The sequence below is a fragment of the Paenibacillus residui genome, assembly GCF_042677205.1.
In the GTDB taxonomy this organism is placed as follows: Bacteria; Bacillota; Bacilli; order Paenibacillales; family NBRC-103111; genus Paenibacillus_L; species Paenibacillus_L residui.
Genome location: NZ_JBHTIU010000024.1, coordinates 1 through 15,764, shown reverse-complemented (window position 1 = coordinate 15,764; position 15,764 = coordinate 1). Strand labels below are relative to the sequence as shown.

The 15,764-nt window shown below is 51.1% G+C and carries 14 protein-coding genes; 8 read left to right on the top strand and 6 right to left on the bottom strand.

Annotation, left to right across the window (positions count from 1 at the left end; all coding sequences use genetic code 11):
• Positions 1 to 36: 36 nt before the first annotated feature.
• Positions 37 to 2,301, bottom strand: coding sequence for a helix-turn-helix domain-containing protein (locus tag ACFQ03_RS06780; RefSeq protein ID WP_144941026.1), 2,265 nt, complete (start codon positions 2,299 to 2,301; stop codon positions 37 to 39).
• 329 nt (positions 2,302 to 2,630) lie between these two features.
• Here ACFQ03_RS06780 and ACFQ03_RS06775 point away from each other — a divergent pair, with 329 nt between their 5' ends.
• The 4 genes from ACFQ03_RS06775 to ACFQ03_RS06760 all read left to right on the top strand — a co-directional run bounded on the left by ACFQ03_RS06775 (position 2,631) and on the right by ACFQ03_RS06760 (position 7,210).
• Complete coding sequence (locus ACFQ03_RS06775) at positions 2,631 to 3,524, top strand: ABC transporter permease (RefSeq protein WP_260982218.1); 894 nt, start codon at positions 2,631 to 2,633, stop codon at positions 3,522 to 3,524.
• A 10-nt stretch (positions 3,525 to 3,534) separates the two neighbouring features.
• Positions 3,535 to 4,401 carry a carbohydrate ABC transporter permease gene (locus ACFQ03_RS06770; RefSeq protein ID WP_144941021.1) on the top strand — a complete coding sequence of 289 codons (867 nt, stop codon included), beginning with the start codon at positions 3,535 to 3,537 and terminating at the stop codon, positions 4,399 to 4,401.
• Between the two features lie 145 nt (positions 4,402 to 4,546).
• The gene (locus ACFQ03_RS06765) at positions 4,547 to 6,106 is read left to right on the top strand and encodes an extracellular solute-binding protein (protein ID WP_144941018.1); all 1,560 of its coding nucleotides are present in this window, start codon (positions 4,547 to 4,549) and stop codon (positions 6,104 to 6,106) included.
• 108 nt (positions 6,107 to 6,214) lie between these two features.
• Entirely contained in the window at positions 6,215 to 7,210 is a 996-nt protein-coding gene (locus ACFQ03_RS06760) for a Gfo/Idh/MocA family protein (protein ID WP_144941016.1), read from the top strand.
• Position 7,211: 1 nt separating this feature from the next.
• Here ACFQ03_RS06760 and ACFQ03_RS06755 read toward each other — a convergent pair whose 3' ends face one another.
• A complete protein-coding gene (locus ACFQ03_RS06755; RefSeq protein WP_379287008.1) occupies positions 7,212 to 8,603 on the bottom strand; it encodes a UDP-N-acetylmuramoyl-tripeptide--D-alanyl-D-alanine ligase in 1,392 nt (463 codons plus the stop codon).
• A gap of 329 nt (positions 8,604 to 8,932) precedes the next feature.
• Positions 8,933 to 9,181: a hypothetical protein gene (locus ACFQ03_RS06750; RefSeq protein ID WP_379287006.1), complete on the bottom strand. Its 249-nt coding sequence runs from the start codon at positions 9,179 to 9,181 to the stop codon at positions 8,933 to 8,935.
• A gap of 271 nt (positions 9,182 to 9,452) precedes the next feature.
• Between ACFQ03_RS06750 and ACFQ03_RS06745 the strand changes: the two genes are divergently transcribed.
• Positions 9,453 to 9,698, top strand: coding sequence for a hypothetical protein (locus ACFQ03_RS06745; RefSeq protein ID WP_379287004.1), 246 nt, complete (start codon positions 9,453 to 9,455; stop codon positions 9,696 to 9,698).
• Positions 9,699 to 9,848: 150 nt separating this feature from the next.
• Here ACFQ03_RS06745 and ACFQ03_RS06740 read toward each other — a convergent pair whose 3' ends face one another.
• The 3 genes from ACFQ03_RS06740 to ACFQ03_RS06730 all read right to left on the bottom strand — a co-directional run bounded on the left by ACFQ03_RS06740 (position 9,849) and on the right by ACFQ03_RS06730 (position 12,890).
• Positions 9,849 to 10,670, bottom strand: coding sequence for an ABC transporter ATP-binding protein (locus ACFQ03_RS06740; protein ID WP_379287002.1), 822 nt, complete (start codon positions 10,668 to 10,670; stop codon positions 9,849 to 9,851).
• A 175-nt stretch (positions 10,671 to 10,845) separates the two neighbouring features.
• The gene (locus ACFQ03_RS06735) at positions 10,846 to 11,883 is read right to left on the bottom strand and encodes a FecCD family ABC transporter permease (protein WP_150960535.1); all 1,038 of its coding nucleotides are present in this window, start codon (positions 11,881 to 11,883) and stop codon (positions 10,846 to 10,848) included.
• Positions 11,880 to 12,890: a FecCD family ABC transporter permease gene (locus tag ACFQ03_RS06730; RefSeq protein ID WP_379286999.1), complete on the bottom strand. Its 1,011-nt coding sequence runs from the start codon at positions 12,888 to 12,890 to the stop codon at positions 11,880 to 11,882. The genes ACFQ03_RS06735 and ACFQ03_RS06730 overlap by 4 nt, the downstream gene beginning before the upstream one ends.
• A gap of 478 nt (positions 12,891 to 13,368) precedes the next feature.
• Between ACFQ03_RS06730 and ACFQ03_RS06725 the strand changes: the two genes are divergently transcribed.
• From ACFQ03_RS06725 to yidD, 3 genes are all read left to right on the top strand, one after another.
• On the top strand, positions 13,369 to 14,355 hold the full coding sequence (locus ACFQ03_RS06725) for an ABC transporter substrate-binding protein (protein ID WP_150960533.1): 987 nt from the start codon (positions 13,369 to 13,371) through the stop codon (positions 14,353 to 14,355).
• A 105-nt stretch (positions 14,356 to 14,460) separates the two neighbouring features.
• Complete coding sequence (locus ACFQ03_RS06720; RefSeq protein WP_150960532.1) at positions 14,461 to 14,889, top strand: Fur family transcriptional regulator; 429 nt, start codon at positions 14,461 to 14,463, stop codon at positions 14,887 to 14,889.
• 80 nt (positions 14,890 to 14,969) lie between these two features.
• Positions 14,970 to 15,266, top strand: coding sequence for a membrane protein insertion efficiency factor YidD (yidD, locus tag ACFQ03_RS06715; RefSeq protein WP_225312810.1), 297 nt, complete (start codon positions 14,970 to 14,972; stop codon positions 15,264 to 15,266).
• Positions 15,267 to 15,764: the final 498 nt, after the last annotated feature.

Here is a 15,764-nt window from a genome sequence, read left to right as displayed (position 1 = left end):
GCAACGTCCTGACTCGTCGCCCTGGGCCGCGGACCGTCAGAGTCTCCCGGCCTCCTTGCGGAATTCTCCCGGAGGGAGTCCCGTCGCCTTCTTGAACATCCGGATAAAGGAATTGACATTAGGGTAGCCGACCTGGACAGCGATGTCCTGGATCTTCAGATCCGTCTCCCGCAGCAGCTCCTTCGCCTTGTTCATCCGGAAGGTATTGACATAGTCGCTAAAATTGATTCCCCGCTTTTCTTTAAAATAGGTGGACAAATAAGCGCCGGTAATGTTCAGCTTGTCGGCCAGCAAATCCAATGAAATGTCTTCCCGGTAATGCTTCTCTACATATTCGGTAACAAATCCGGTAATCGGATCGTTCTCCATTCTTTTCCTCTTGATATAACTGGCGGCCTCGGGCAGAAGATCGTCGAACAACTGCTCGAATTGGTCCAAGGTGAGGCACTGCTTCAAACGGCTTGCCAAGTAAACCGACTCCATCCGATCGGCGGCCTCGATATGGTTCGAGCGCAGTACATGGAGCACCCGGTTAATCATCTCGCTGGAGAAATCGCGAAACTGCTCAAGGGTGGCCTCTTTCCTGGCCATGACGGCCAGCATCCGGCGAAGGATAGGGCCGAGGGCGGCTTCGTTGCCCGTCAGCAGATTGCTCGTAAATTCCTGTTCCTCCACTGCATTAAGCCGATATGTCGCCGGATGGGTGTCCTGACAGCCTATGATTTGCGTCTCCTCTCCCAATTTCCGCTGTGCAACCATTCCAAGCAAATCTTCGTAAGCGGAAGTGAAGTCGGAGGAATCCCGATAAGGCTCACTGAAGGCTATGGTGACGGTGCAGTACTGGAGGTCCAGATCGAACACCTGCTTCAGGCTGCGAAGTGACTCCTCCCATCCCGTTTCATTCTCTTCCTCCAGAAAAAGCAGCGACAATATCCGGTCCTTCTCCAATTGAAAGGTTAACGGCTCCTTGTAAACCTTGCTGAACTCCGATTGGATAAATTCCCGTATGAAATAAGCCGCTCGATTCTGCTCGAAATCCAGGTCCTGGGTAAACCGTTCCCGGAAGCTCAGTTGAAACAGGACAAGCCGGAAGGGCTGGTTTTTGTCCAGCGGCAGCTTGATGTCTTTCACCCGGGTTTCTATGCTCTTTAATTTATCGATATAGGCGTAATAGGTCAGCAGCGAATTCTTATTCGACAGATCGGCGTTAATCGTCTTATTCTTCTCCATCAGATCGCTAAGCTTATCGCTGATCCAGTCGTATTCCCGGATTTGGCTGCGGTGGGCTGCAGGAAATTGCAGCTGTTCCATGGAACGGATAATCCGGGTCAGCGGATGATTGATTTTTCGGGTGAAGAAGATCGACGCCGAGATGCCGATGATCAACGCCAAGGCCAGCAGCGCAATGAGAATGACATTCAACCGGACAATCTGGGAGGAAATCTTCTCATAAGGAATGACCGACCAATATCCGTACCCGGATTCGGCCCCCCGCTGGTAGAAGTAATAGTAGGGGCCTTCCTTGAAATAGGTTTGGCTGACGGAAGGCGGCTGTCTTTGGCCAATGTCAAAGGGCTCGTCTGTATTGCTGTACAAGGTTTGTCCGCTATCATCCAGCATATAGAAGCGCTCATCCTCCCCCGCCTGGTGAAAGGATTCATACAGCTTGTCGGCTTCCAGGAGAGCGATGATGACGAAGTTGGTGTTGTACAAGTTTTTGATCAGCAGAGGAAGCAGACGCCCTTTGGCCACCCTGGATTCCAGATTGTACTCGACGAATGGGGCGGCCGGGTACATTTTGAAGCTGACCGGGTTCTCCACCTCCCGCTGCCAGAAATCGACCGTATATTGATCGCTGACATAGAACTTGGTAAACATTTTATCTTCCGTTGTCGTACCGTCTTTTTCGATAATCAATCCGGTATTGACGAAGTAATAAATAATATTGGTCAAATAAAGATTAGACGTATTCAAAGAATGCTGAAGATCCTTGCGGACTTGATATACGATATCGTAATTGATTTTGTCGGCCGAATGATTAAGGATCTGGGCCTTGTCGTTGAAGAACAGGCCGAAGGCCATATTTTTGACCAGCTTGATATGCTTCTCCATATTTTCGGCGGTTGTGCTCATATTCAGGCTGTTATTCTTAATAATTTCCTCCTGGATATTGGTCAGAAAAAATTGATAAGATACGATGTTAAAGGAAACGAGCAGCAAAATAATAGTCATGAAGCTCGTTAACAGCTTGAAGAATAGAGAATTTCCCTTGGCTTTTAATTGTAGAATTGATTTCAGCATGAGCGGAAGCTCTCCTTAATCCCGTCGTTGTTATCGTTTTCATTTGATCAAAGTATACCATTAGGAGGAAAAGATGGGAAGAAAGTCGCCAATGACGCGGTATCTTCATTCTTTTAACAAGTTAGCAATATTATAGATTCCGTTAAAATCGGCGACAAGTTAAAGGATTGGCCATTCCTTATGGGGGGCATTCCCGGGTAATATAACGGTATCACACGAACAAGGAGTAGAGGAAGATGACCCCAGTGGAATGGACAGAAGCAACGGAGCAGGCGGGGATTCGCCAGAGAAGCCCGACGACCGCCAGGCCTCCCCGATATTCACGATGGATGCGCAAATGGATCAAAGGAAGATATTTGATCCTCATGTTCGTTCCTTGCTTGCTTTATTACGTATTGTTCAAGTACTTACCGATGTTCGGGATCGTCATTTCATTCAAAAATTACAATCTTTATAAAGGGATCTGGGACAGCGACTGGGTCGGACTGAAATACTACGTGATGTTTTTCCAAAATCCCGACTTTCCGATTCTGCTGCGCAACACTTTTTTACTCGGCTTCTACAAGCTGTTGTTTGGATTTCCCGCTCCCATTATTCTTGCATTATTATTGAATGAAGTGAAAAATATGGTGTTCAAGCGCTTCGTTCAAACGGTCAGCTATCTTCCCCACTTCATATCCAATGTCGTGGTCGCCAGCATGGTTATCATGTTTCTGTCGCCATCGGGAGGAATGGTCAACAAGCTGATCGAATCTTTAGGTTTCGAAGCGATCAATTTCATGGTTGAGCCCAAGCTGTTCCGGTCGATCTATGTCGCTTCGGAAATTTGGCAGCATATCGGCTGGGAAACGATCATTTATTTGGCAGCGCTAACATCGATTGACCCGATGCTGTATGAGGCGGCGGAAATCGATGGGGCTTCCCGCTGGAAGAAGCTGTGGAACGTCACGCTGCCGGGCATCGCGCCGGCTATCGTCATCTTGTTTATTCTCAACGTCGGCAAAGTGCTCGAAATCGGCTTCGAGAAAGTGTTCCTGCTGTACAACCCGGCCACCTATGAGACCGCGGATATATTAAGCACTTATGTTTACCGCACCGGATTGATGCAGGGGAACTTCAGCTATGCGGCGGCTATTGACTTGTTTACCGGAGTGGTCAGTCTGATCTTCATTTATTCCACCAATTATCTAAGCCGGAAGCTCGGCGAAACGAGTCTGTGGTAGGGGGGCCGCTATGAAACGCAAATTGTCGCTGTTCTCTATCGTCAACGCCATTATTCTATGCGGGATAGTTCTTGTTACGCTGTACCCGTTCGTGCACATGATTGCCGTATCGCTCAGTTCAAATATTCATGTCATGAAGGGGGAGGTCAGCTGGTATCCCAAAGGCTTGAATTTCGACATGTATCAAATTGTGCTTAACGATCCTCGAATTCTCAAGTCCTATCTGAATACCTTGATTTATACCAGCCTTGGTACGGCTGTTTCCCTGATTGTCACTTCCTTGGGGGCCTATGCGCTCGCCAAGAAAGACATGCCGTTTCACAAAGGCTTTACACTGCTGATCGTGTTCACGATGTTCTTCAGCGGCGGGATGATTCCGACCTTCCTGGTAGTCAAGTCTATGGGAATTATGGATACGGTATGGGCGATGGTGCTTCCGGGAGCGGTCAGTACCTGGAATCTTCTGATTATGCGAACCTTCTTCGTTGGCATCCCGGTAGAGCTGGAGGAGTCGGGCAAGATTGACGGGCTTAACGATTTCGGAATATTTACCCGGATCGTGGTCCCTCTGTCGAAGGCAGTTTTTGCAACGATCGGTCTGTTCTATGCCGTTGGATTATGGAATAACTTTATGCTTCCGCTGCTGTATCTGCGCGACCCGGAGCTCTTTCCTCTCCAGGTGGTGCTGCGCAACATAGTGTTGGCCGGCCAGATGAATTCCGGCGATGTGACGAGCATAGGGGGAGACAATATGGTCGTTGAGGAATCCTTGAAATTCGCAACCATCATGGTTTCGACGCTTCCTATTCTGCTGCTCTATCCGCTGCTGCAGAAGTACTTCGTCAAGGGGGTTATGATTGGAGCCGTTAAAGGATAAGGAAGAAGGCGAAAATCGGCAACAATGGCTGCCATTCCGAAGGCTTGTCCGATAGAAGGAGGACAGACCGGATTTTACAGCTAGGAGACACTCATTTGGGACGGAATGAACGCTTGCAAAATATAAAAAGGGAGAGGTTGTTTCTATGAAGAAAAAAAGCATATCGATTGCCATGACATCGGTTCTGGCGCTATCCATGCTGGCGGCATGCGGCGGGGGAAAGAGCGGGGGCGAAAGTCCGGCTCCCGGCGGAACCGAGGGAGGAAGCGGGCCGAATGCAAGTGAGGCCCCTGCCAAGACGGAACAGACCTTCACGATGCTGACCGAGTCCCATCCTAACTGGCCTTACGACAAGGATGCGCTGGTCTGGAAAATTCTCAAGGAGAAGACCGGCGTTACCTTAAATATGCAGATTCCGTCAGGCAAGCTGGAGGATACGATCAACCTGAATGTCGCTTCCGGCAATATGCCGGATATCACCTTCATGCTTTCGCTCAATCAGGCCAATAAATACGGGCAGCAGGGGGCTCTGGCCAATATTCTCGATTATGTCGATCAAATGCCGAATTTCCAGAAGTGGATGGAAAAATACCCGGATGTCGTAAAATCGACCCTCGCAGCAGACGGCAAGCTGTATGTGTTCCCTAACGAAGGAATCGGGGAGACGAACCGGATGATCTGGATGTACCGGGAAGATATTTTCAAACAGCATAATCTGCAGCCTCCTACGACCTATGACGAGCTGTACGAGGTGCTGAAGAAATTGAAGGAGCTGTATCCGAACAGTTACCCCTTTACGTTCCGTACGGGAAATAATTTGGAGATCATGCGTAATTTGACCCCCGCTTTTTCCACGAATGAAGGTTATTACGTGGATCAGAGCAGCAAGGAAGTCAAATATGGGCCCGTTGAAGACAATTACAAGAACGTGATCGGGTATTTAAACAAGTTTTATCAGGAGGGCTTGATGCCGAAGGACTGGCTGACGGTCGATACGAAGCAGTGGCAGGATATGGTTTCGACGAGCCAGTCGTTCGTTACGATTGACTATATCAGCCGGATCGACTTCTTCAATATTGCGATGCGTAAGGAAAATCCGGAGTTCAATATGCAGTTCATGGCACCGCCGGCCGGACCGGGAGGGAAAGCATTGAATGCCTATACCCATACGAGCTATGCGGGAATGACGGTAAGCGCGGATTCGAAGAAAATTCCCGAGATCATGAAATATCTCGACTGGTTCTATTCCGAGGAAGGCAGGGATATGCTTAGCTGGGGGATTGAAGGCGAAACCTTCGTGGTAGAAAACGGCAAGAAGAAGATCAAATCGGACTTTATTGATTTGACCGACCTTCGCAAGCGTACGAATCTGTCGACTAACGGAGCTTATACCTGGATAGATTATGACGCGCATCTGGCCATGTCCTCGGAAGATTTGCAGAAGGCTTATGAAGAGGCCAGAAAATACGACGACATCCTGCGCCCGCTGCCTTCCTTCAACGAGGCGGAGCAGGAACTGATCTCAACGAAGGGCGAAGCGATCAACAAGCATCGGAACGAAACGATCAGCAAGTTTATTCTCGGGGAGAGAAGCCTGGACGAATGGGATAAATATGTGGAAGCGGCCCAGAAGCTGGGGCTCGAGGAAGTCATCGCGACTTATAAGACAGCCTTCGACCGCGCGGCCAATGTTCAACTGAAATAAACCCGAAATCAGGCGGAGCAGGACTCCGTCTGATTTCTGATTTAATGCACTGCCGGATTTGAATCATCAATCCTAGTGATTGATCATATGAAGAAGGAAGGCGAGACGATGAATTATCGGGTAGTTGTTATCGGTGGAGGGGCCATTGCATCCAGACACTTGGAAGCCATGGGCCAGGTTCGGCAATTGGAACCGGTGGCATTGGCTGACATTGACGGGGAGAAGGCGGGGCAGCTTGCGCAGTCGTTCGGCATCCGGGCATATACGGATTACCGGGATATGGTGAAGAAGGAGCGGCCGCACATCGCTATAGTGACGCTGCCCCACTTCCTGCATAAAGAAGCGGCGGTTTATTGTGCGGGTGAAGGCTGTCATGTGCTCCTGGAGAAGCCGATGGCCATATCTGTCGGCGAATGCGATGAAATTATCGAGGCGGTGCGGGGGAGCGGAGTTAAGCTTCTGGTTGGACATACCCAGCACTATTTTCCCGAAAACGTAAAGGCGAAGGAACTGATCGATAGCGGAGAGCTGGGACGTCTCGTGATGATCAACGACATCCGGCACGTTCATTATTACCAGCCTTCGCGCCCCGCCTGGTTTTTCGACAAGGCGAAGGCCGGAGGGGGGATTCTAACCAATCTCGGTTCTCACTCCATCGATAAAATCCGCTGGCTGGGAGGAAGTCCGATTGCCCGGGTCCGGTCTTCGGTCAGCTATTGCGGCAGCAGGGGGGATGTGGAGGGAGGAGGCCTCATTTTTCTGGAAAATGCGGAGGGGATTCCGGCCGTCATTTCACAGAGCGGATATGCCGGGGTCCCCAGGAATGAGACGGAGCTGGTGTTTACCGGAGGAATGGCTAAGCTTGTAACCGGGCAGGGGCTGTGGATCAGCCAGGATGGGGAGTTCGTCCCGGTTGCACTGGGGCGGGAAGAACCGCCTTTCGTCCTCCAATTCCGGGATTTGATCACCAGCATCGAGACAGGGAAGGAGCCCGGCTGTTCCATGACCTATTCGCGGGAAATCGTTGAAGTGGTGGAAGCCGTCTACCGCTCTCACGAACGGCGCAGTGAAATCTTTCTTTCGCAGACTAGAGAGCCGGGCTGAATTAGGAGGCACCGTCAAGAAGCCGTTCGACGATGTCTTCCAACCCGGCTCCTCTGGAGCCTTTGACGAGGATGGCCGTGCCGTTCCCGGCTTCCGACAGCAGTTGGTCCGCCAATGAAGCTTTATCCGTAAAAGAATGGACCCTGTGCGGACCGAACGTAAGCTTCGCCTCCTCTGCAATATAGCCGGCCAGTTTCCCGTAAGTATAAACGGAATCAATCGCTTCCGGGGAGAGGAGGCGCCCAATTTCTCTGTGCAGCAGCTCTTCCTCCGTTCCCAGTTCCAGCATGTCTCCCAGAACAAGCTTTTTTCGGGTAAAGCCACTCATTTCGCATAGCACTTCAATGGCTGCCTTGACCGAGGAAGGGCTTGCGTTAAATGCGTCGTTAATAACAGTAAATCCGGCGGGGGACCGTTTGATTTCCATACGCATTCCTGTAGGGCGAACAGAGGCAAGCCCTTGGCGGATATCGGCAGACGAAATCCCCGACCATTCCGCTGCCGCAATGGCGGCCAGAGCGTTGCAAGCGTAATGCTTGCCGGGGAGAGGGACCTTATAGTGAAGCTCCTTCCGGCCGTTAACGGAAAATTCCGTAGCCTGATGCCCGATCTGAATACTGGAGAGGGAGTAATCGTTGTCCGAAGAGAACCCGAAACGGAGGACCCGTACGGTTTCCGGCAAATTCAGCTTGGCCAGACCTTCTGCAAGCAATGGTTCATCACCGTTAATAATGAGCACGCCGTTGGAAGAAAGGGCTTCTGTGATTTCCAATTTAGCGGCCGCAATGGCCTCCCTAGTGCCAAGCGTTCCCAGATGAGATTCGCCGATCATCGTTATGACGGCTATATCCGGTTGAGCGATGTTGGAGAGAAGCGCAATTTCCCAAGTATCGCTCATCCCCATTTCGACTACGGCAATTTGAGTATCTTCCTCCATTTGCAGCAGGGTTAGAGGCAGACCGTAATGATTGTTTAAATTTCCTTCCGTTTTACATACCCGGAAGCAGCACGCAAAGATGGAAGCGATCATATCTTTGGTCGTTGTCTTTCCGTTGCTTCCGGTGACCCCGATCACTCTCATCTTAAGCTCTGCCCGATACCGTGACGCCAGGCGATGCAAAGCCGATAGAGGGTTGTCGACGAAGATCAGAGGAACTTGCTGCGGCGGATGGGGCTCATCCTTACACCAGAGGCTTGCTGAAGCTCCTTTGCGGAACGCTTCCTCCACATAGAGATGCCCATTCTGCTTTCGTTTGATGGGGATAAATAAATTCCCCCGCTGTATGGTCCTTGTATCCGTACTGACGCCGGTAACGGGTAACGAATCCCATTTCGATTCGTCGAGCACCCCATCGGTCATTTGTACAATTTGGCGTATGGTTCTCCTGATCACGGCCGTTCCCTCCCGTACATTTGCAAAACTGTTATTAATGGTACCAAATTATATGCAAAAAACGTTGAGATACGCATCAGCCCGTTATGGTAGAGGCGAGCCAAATGCAGAAATTTAGGCCCTATGGCAGCAGGATTTCGCCTGTGGCCCGATCGTCCACCAAACACCGCGCTGGGAGTCGCGCTTATTCATAGATAAATATGCGCATGGGAATCGTTACAATCCTGCGGATTCCACTTATGAAAGATAAGGATAGTATACCTTTTAACGGAAATGAAAAAAAGCTTCGAAATCGAAGCCTTTGCGCAAGGAGAGTCCTGATATACTGACTAGATTATGGAACTGTCTGGCGATGCAGCAACGGAAGAGCAGCAGTTAGGGGAGTAGGTTCTCTCCAGCATGGCCGCCTGTTCGGCAAATTGCTCGAAACTGCGGAATCCGATTCCTTGTTCATAGAAGCGGCAGAGCTCCGCGAACGCTTCTCCCTTGATCATCCGGTAGAACGACAGCCGCGGGGTGTCACCCTTTAAGGCTTCGATCCAGCGCTTATGCTCCGCCATTCGTTGAGCCGTTTTCATTCCCAACCCTCCTGTACCAAGCTTAATGCTATCAGGATGGGTTAAAAGCATATTTTTTAACCACATTAGAAAGTTAAAGTTCATTAAAGCATTAAAATGGAACCACTTTCTAATTGGCATAAAAAGCTACCTTTAAAACCGGGTTATTCATCTTCGAAGAGGCTCCGTTAGGAGCTTTTTTTATCATTTTTGTGGGGAATGTGCAGGTCTTCGTCAGGAACCCCGGTCGTCCGCCGGATTGCGTAAGAGACAATCAAAACGGCAGGTCTTTATGGGCAAGAGCCGCGCGATGCCATATTCTAAAGCGATTATGCAGGTCTTTATGGGGAAAGGGTGCGCGATGCCATATTCTAAAGCGATTATGCAGGTCTTTATGGGGAAAGGGCGCCACATTCCTTATTCTAAAGCGATTATACATGTCTTTGGAGCGATTTTTGCGAAATCGGCCCTTTTTGTGAAAAAGACCTGCACATTTGAGCGTCTTTCGCCTTCTTTTTGGAAAAAGGCAGGATTTTAATGCACTTTTGCTCGTCTTTGCGACGACCTTACCGACCCGGATGCGACATGTAGCTTTATGGGCAATACGCTCGGCGGCTCGGCTGGTAAATGGCAATCCTTCCGTACCTAAGAAGGCCGCATCACCCGAAGTTGATTCCCATAAATGGAATTAGGCCGTCACATGGATCTTCGCTTCAGCGGAAGCGAACCGACCTTTGCCGACCGGTATGCAAAGCGGCGTTCCGAAAATCGGGTCCGTCATGATCTGACACTGGAGTCCGAATACGCTCTCCATCATTGCGGATTGAACGACTTCTTCCGGAAGGCCCTGAGCGAAGACTTTGCGGTCTTTAATGGCAACGATATGATGGGCATAACGGCAGGCCAGATTAATGTCATGCAGAACCATGACGATCGTTCTCTGCTCCTTCTGGTTCAGATCGTACAGCAAATCAAGCACCTCGATCTGGTGGGCAAGATCGAGATAAGTGGTCGGTTCATCCAGCAGGATTGTTGCGGTCCCTTGAGCCAGCGTCATGGCAATCCAAGCCCGCTGCCGCTGTCCGCCGGATAACGAATCGACCGTTCTATCGGCCAGTTCGGCCATCCCCGTCGCTTCCAATGCCTGCCATACCATTTGCTCATCCTCTCTGGACCATTGCCGGAGCCAGTTCTGGTGCGGATAGCGGCCTTGTTTGACAAGCTGCAGGACAGTCAAGCCCTCCGGCGCAACCGGACCCTGCGGGAGAATGGCCAGCTTCTTGGCGATTTCCCGGGTGGACAGCTTCGTCATTACCTTGCCTTCGAGCAGAATTCCGCCCGACTTCGGCTTTAGCAATCGGGCCAGAGAACGCAGCAGTGTAGATTTCCCGCAGCCGTTACTCCCGACAAACACCGTGATTCGCCCTTGCGGTATGGATAAATTCAGTTGATCTATAATGACCGCATCGCCGTAGCTCAACGTCAAATTATGAGTTTCAACAGCTTTCATAAAGACTGCCTCCTTAGCATAAAGTCAACCTCCGCGAGTTGGTTTTCGGCCATTCAATTCTCTGCGGTCCGAACTCGAAATATTTTGTTATCGATACGGCCTGCGAGTACATAGGCAAGCGTCCTTTACCTCTCCAAGCTTCCAGCCCTTCTCTTGCATCTCCAGCTTGTTTCATTTATTTATTACGCGACTTTAACAGCAAATAAATAAAGAACGGAGCGCCGATTAAGGACGTGAACAAACCAACCGGCAGATCAAGCGGCGAGAAAGCGGTTCTGGCGAACAGGTCCGCCGCCATCACAATCAGGCCTCCGGTTAAGGCGCTTACCGGGAGCAGGCCGCCGAAGGACGGGCCGACCAGTTTCCTGGCGATATGCGGCGCAATCAATCCGACGAAGCCGATGGCGCCCCCGAAGGCGACGGCTGAGCCGGCCAGCGCGACACAGATTAGCAGGAGAATAAACCGGTGCTTCTGAACCGGGTTGCCTGCACCCGTGGCCAGGTCATCACCTAGCTGCTGGATGTTGACCGCGCGGGCGAATACGAATGCCAGTGGAATAAACAAGAGAATCCAGGGCAGCAGAGCGAGGACATGCTTCCAGTTAGAGCCGTAGACGCTTCCGGTGATCCATACGAGCGCTTTGGTAGTCACAAATTGGTTCCCGGTTGTTATAACGAGAGTCGTCAACGCTTGCATGGATGCCCCAAGCCCTACCCCAATCAGAACAAGACGAGTGGACGATACTCCTTGCTTCCAGGCCAGCAGGTAAATCACCAGAGTGAGCAGGGCCGCTCCGGCCAGAGCGGCGGCAGGAATCCAATGGATACTGACCGCGGGGTACAGGGTGAGCATCGCTACGGCCGACACGGTAGCACCCCCCGTGATTCCGATGATGTCGGGGGAGGCAAGAGGATTCCGGATGATTCCCTGCAGAATGGCCCCTGCGACGGCTAAGGAAGCTCCGACCAGCATGCCCACCAATACTCTAGGCAGCCTTAATTGGTGGATAACCACAGCATCCGATTGCGAGCCCAGACCGAACAGAGACTTGAGTACGCCTGCGGGGCTGATGGATTTGGTTCCAAGGCCTGTGCTTAACAGGAAAACAAGGAAGGTTAATACAAGCAGGATGCCGGTAATGGCAGCCGATCTTTTATCAATAAGAAAGGAGATGTTCCATTTCTCCAGGCGGAAGGGGAATGATTTCTTCATTTCTTGAAGGTCCCCTTTCTTGCTGCATAAATAAAGAACGGTGTTCCGATCAGAGCCGTCATGACGCCGATCGGAATTTCCCGGGGCATCGCAATGAAACGGGAGGCAATATCGGCTGCAATCAGCAGCACTGCTCCGATTAAACCGCTGTAGACAACGACCCATCGGGTCTCCGGCCCGACCAAGGATCTGGCCAGATGCGGAGTCACCAGACTGACGAACAGGATCGGCCCGGCCACCGCCACGGAGCTGCCCGCCAATACGACGATCAGAAGTCCGGTGGCAAGCTTGACGAGAACGGTTCTCTGCCCCAAACCGGTCGCTACATCATCTCCAAGCAGCAGAGTATGTACCGGTCCGGCTATAAGATAAGCGCCGACCCAGGCCACCGCCATATAAGGGAAGACTTGAGCAAGCAGCTCCAGCTTGCGGCCCTCCACGGAGCCGGCCAGCCAGAACAGTACCTCCTGCATCGTTTTCTCATTCGCAATCAGGATAGTATGGGTGAAGGAAGAAGCCAGCGCCCCGATGGCCGCCCCGGCCAAAGTGATCTTCACGGGTGTCAGTCCATCCCGTCCGATGGAGCCGAGGGCATAGACGGCCACTCCGCTGAGAGCGGCGCCCAGGAAGGCGAACCAAACGTATTCGCTCAATGAAGTGATGGACAGGAAGGTAACGGCAGCTACAACCAGCAGAGACGCTCCGCTGTTTAACCCCATAATGCCAACATCGGCAAGCGGATTGCGGGTTAATGCCTGAATTAGCGCACCGCAGATTCCGAGACTGAGCCCGACCGCGCCAGCGATCAAAGCGCGCGGAACGCGGACCTGCTGAATGATAAGATGCTCATTCGTCCCGTTAAATTGGGAATAAGCTTCAATGATGCTTCTCCAGTCCGTGTCGGCCACTCCGAAATTGATACTGGCTAACAGAGCGATAACAAGCAGGAGCAGGGCTGCCGGAATTCCGGCGATTTTGAGAATACGATTATGCAGAACGGGTGACATGCGGGTACCTTCCTTAATATAGGCAGTGTATAAATCTTCCATTAGATGAAAGTTATTTAATAGGTAGTCCGGTGGACGGACGGATCTTTCGCGCAAGGTTCGGCAACCTATATGCGTTGCTTTTTCGCAGCTTGATCCAGCAATTGTATGTTCCTAGAAAAAAGAGTGATAGAGAGCTTTTTACCCCTTTATGCACAGTTTATAGGGAAGGGTATGTCCTGTCAATGAATTTGATATTCATTCTCAATTGGATGCGATTAATTCCGGAAGTCCTATAATGAACCGACTTTTCAACATCAATTGTTTTTCCACTTAGTTTCCGTCTTTCGCCATAGATGTGAGAACAAGCAGGTATGAAATCCACATATTTGTTGACACTACGGGTGCTTTTGGTGTAGCATATTGACGAAAATGATAATCATTATCAGTGATAATGGGGATCGGTCAGCAAGAAGCTTATTTTAAAGGGGAGAATGAAATGGCAGGCCAGTTCAATAGGAAAAAAAGGCGATTCGCTTCTGCGGCGATAGGTGTCCTGATGCTGATAACGGCAGCATGTGGCGGCACAGCGGATCAAGAAAAGTTCAACTCCGGCGAACAGGGGACGAACCCGGAGGGAGGAGCTTATGTAGTTCAGCATGCAATGGGAGAGACGCCCATTCCGGCAACACCCAAGAGGGTGGTCGTTCTGACGAATGAAGGAACGGAGGCCGTGCTGGCGATGGGTGTCAAGCCGGTCGGCGCCAACAACTCGCACGGGGGAGACCCATTCTTTCCCCATCTGATGGATAAGCTGGAAGGGGTCACTCCCGTAGGCAAAGAGGACCAGCCGAACCTGGAGGCGATTGCAGCGCTCCAGCCCGACCTGATTATCGGGAACAAGATGCGGCACGAGAAGGTGTACGAGCAATTATCCGCGCTTGCCCCTACGGTTTTTGCGGAGACGCTGAGAGGGGAATGGAGAAATAATTTCGAGCTGTATGCGAAGGCCTTGAACAAACAAGACATCGGCGAGAAGGTGTTGGCCGATTTCGACAAGCGAATCGAAGATTTCCGATCCAAGGCGGGCGACAAGCTGAACACCGAGGTATCCATGGTCCGGTTTATGCCCGGCAAGGTCCGGATTTATTACAATGATACTTTCTCCGGCGTTATGTTCAAGAAGCTGGGCTTGAAGCGGCCCGCGGCTCAAGACAAGGAAGAATTCGCTGCGGAGGTATCCAAGGAACGGATTCCGGAGATGGACGGGGACATTCTGTTCTATTTTACTTACGAAACGGGTGACGGCACGGCCAGTGCTTTGGAGAAAGAATGGCTGAACGATCCCTTATGGAATAATCTCGAGGTAGTTAAGAACAACAAGGCATTCAAGGTGGATGACGTGACCTGGAATACCGCCGGGGGAATTTTGTCCGCGAACATCATGCTGGACGATTTGTACGGTTATTTCGATATAGCAAAATAATAGGCTTTCTTGGACCTCGTTTGTTCCGGCGGGGTCCTTTTGTTTGACGGGCATTCTATTTTGATGCATTATTGGAATATTAGGAAGGTGATCGGGGGGAAATCCATGAATCCAGAGGAAATTGTCCAGATGATGTCCAGACAGGGAATGCGAATTACGGATCAGCGTAAAACCCTTGCGACGCTGTTTGCCAGGGCGAAGGGCTATATGACGCCTAAGGACGTCTATGAGCAGATGCTGCATACCTATTCCGGACTGAGCTTCGATACAGTCTACCGGAATTTGCGGATCATGCACGAGATGGGGGTATTGGAGCAGTTTGTATTCGAGGACGGCATCAAGTTCCGGCTCCATTGTCAGGAGAATGACCATCATCATCATGTGATCTGCTTGTCCTGCGAGCAAACCTATCCGGTTGTATTTTGTCCAATGGAGCAGATCCCGGGGCTGCCGGAAGGCTTCCGTCCCGTCAAGCATAAATTTGAAGTATTCGGATACTGTAAAAAATGCAGAGAAGAGGAAGCGGCGCAATGAGCGGCAACGATCGGAACATTTCAAGAGATGAAGGGACGGCTGACACCGGCGGCGGAATCGGGCAAAGAGGGAAGAGCCCGGTGCTTCAGGCGGTTTTCAAGGCGCCCATCCGTTTCTACAGGAAGTTTATCTCCCCGTTGAAACCGCCGACCTGCAGATTTTACCCGACCTGTTCTCAGTATGCTTTGGAGAGCATTGAAGTGCATGGAGTTTGGAAAGGTTCTGCATTGGCCGTCAAGCGAATATGCAGATGCCATCCGTTTCATCCCGGAGGGTTCGATCCGGTCCCGCCCGCCAAGGGTGGGGAGGCGCAGCAACGAGTGGCGGATGAAGGAGACGCGGTAATGTCCGCCAAGGGTGGCCGGCCGCAGCAGTAGTCTATAGAGGGGGACACCAAACAACGCTCGCTGGGAGTCGTTCGCGGTGCGGAACCGGCTTGACATTGCCGATGTGGATTAGGTATATTTTGTTATAAATTATAATGCAGATTTTCAATGAAGGGATGAGTACGCGGCACAGCCCTTTCCCAGAGAGCCGGGGCAGCTGGAAACCGGTATTGGAGCGGCGGCGGAAGATGGTCCCGGAGAAATCGTCTTTGAGTAGGGGGCAAGCTATCAGCTTGTTGGTGCGATGCCCGGTCTATGAGGGGATGACGTATATCCGGCGTTAACGGACCGGCCTATACTACGGCTTCCGAGCCCTGACCTTCGCAAGAATCAGGGGAACCTGGGTGGTACCGCGTGAGTTAATAGCTCTCGTCCCATGATGGACGGGAGCTTTTTTAAATATAAGAAAGTATAAGTTTTCATCTCAACTTTCGCAGAGCGAAAATCGGCATAATTGCATGATGTGACTGAACTAACGGTGAATGTAAT

Excerpts from the sequence above, each read along its gene's own strand:
- ACFQ03_RS06780 (WP_144941026.1), bottom strand. The coding sequence starts at position 2,301 with ATGCTGAAATCAATTCTACAATTAAAAGCCAAGGGAAATTCTCTATTC.
- ACFQ03_RS06775 (WP_260982218.1), top strand. The coding sequence starts at position 2,631 with ATGCGCAAATGGATCAAAGGAAGATATTTGATCCTCATGTTCGTTCCT.
- ACFQ03_RS06770 (WP_144941021.1), top strand. The coding sequence starts at position 3,535 with ATGAAACGCAAATTGTCGCTGTTCTCTATCGTCAACGCCATTATTCTA.
- ACFQ03_RS06765 (WP_144941018.1), top strand. The coding sequence starts at position 4,547 with ATGAAGAAAAAAAGCATATCGATTGCCATGACATCGGTTCTGGCGCTA.
- ACFQ03_RS06760 (WP_144941016.1), top strand. The coding sequence starts at position 6,215 with ATGAATTATCGGGTAGTTGTTATCGGTGGAGGGGCCATTGCATCCAGA.
- ACFQ03_RS06750 (WP_379287006.1), bottom strand. The coding sequence starts at position 9,181 with ATGAAAACGGCTCAACGAATGGCGGAGCATAAGCGCTGGATCGAAGCC.
- ACFQ03_RS06745 (WP_379287004.1), top strand. The coding sequence starts at position 9,453 with ATGGGCAAGAGCCGCGCGATGCCATATTCTAAAGCGATTATGCAGGTC.
- ACFQ03_RS06740 (WP_379287002.1), bottom strand. The coding sequence starts at position 10,670 with ATGAAAGCTGTTGAAACTCATAATTTGACGTTGAGCTACGGCGATGCG.
- ACFQ03_RS06735 (WP_150960535.1), bottom strand. The coding sequence starts at position 11,883 with ATGAAGAAATCATTCCCCTTCCGCCTGGAGAAATGGAACATCTCCTTT.
- ACFQ03_RS06730 (WP_379286999.1), bottom strand. The coding sequence starts at position 12,890 with ATGTCACCCGTTCTGCATAATCGTATTCTCAAAATCGCCGGAATTCCG.
- ACFQ03_RS06725 (WP_150960533.1), top strand. The coding sequence starts at position 13,369 with ATGGCAGGCCAGTTCAATAGGAAAAAAAGGCGATTCGCTTCTGCGGCG.
- ACFQ03_RS06720 (WP_150960532.1), top strand. The coding sequence starts at position 14,461 with ATGAATCCAGAGGAAATTGTCCAGATGATGTCCAGACAGGGAATGCGA.